The sequence below is a fragment of the Sphingomonas sp. LH128 genome (assembly GCF_000293195.2).
Lineage (GTDB): Bacteria > Pseudomonadota > Alphaproteobacteria > Sphingomonadales > Sphingomonadaceae > Novosphingobium > Novosphingobium resinovorum_A.
The window spans coordinates 1-681 of sequence record NZ_ALVC01000495.1 but is presented as its reverse complement, the minus strand read 5'-3'; the positions used below and the strand labels follow the sequence as shown (position 1 = coordinate 681).

Annotated in this window: 1 protein-coding gene; it reads right to left on the bottom strand. The window is 66.2% G+C overall.

All coding sequences use genetic code 11. The features are described from left to right. A partial coding sequence (locus LH128_RS28955) for an AraC family transcriptional regulator (protein ID WP_008833259.1) occupies positions 1-659 on the bottom strand: 659 nt, incomplete at its 3' end. Between the last annotated feature and the right edge of the window lie 22 nt (positions 660-681).

The window sequence follows — 681 nt, the reverse complement described above, 5'->3', positions numbered from 1 at the left end:
CGGAAGCCCGCCTCTGCCGCATCAAGGCGGTCGGCCAACATCAGCGCCCGCGCTTCCTGCAACCGCAACCGTTTTTGATATTGCAGCGGAGTCATGGCGGTGGCCCGGCGAAAATGATCATGGAAGCTCGACAGGCTCATGCCGGCAAGGGCGGCAAGGTGTGGTCCGCTGAATGGTTCGCGGAAATGGGTCTTGAGCCAGGCGATCGCTTTGGCCAGCTGGCTGGTGCGGCTTTCGCCGCTAGCTATCGCGCGCAGGATGCCCGCGCCCGGCCCGGTCATCAGCCGCACCAGCAATTCCCGCTCGATGAGCGGCGCGAGCAGCGGCGCGTTCGCCGGATCGCCGAGCAGCGCCGTCAACCGCGTCGCCGCGTCAATCAGTTCAGGTGTCATCGGGTGCAGCGTCATCCCGCCCCTCTCCTCCGTGCCTGCCGGCAGAGGCGGCAGGGTTAACGCGATCTCCGACAACAGGGCGGGGTCGAGATAGAGGCAGAAGCAGAGATAAGGCGCGTCCGCGCTCGCCTGCGTCACAGCGCCTGTGATGGGTAGATCGAGTGAGGCGACGAGATAGCTGGCAGGGCCATAGTTGATCACCGCATCGCCCAGCAGCACGCGCTTGCTGCCCTGCGCGATAATGCACAGCGCCGGACGCTGGACCATATGCACCGGCTCCCCCCCCCCC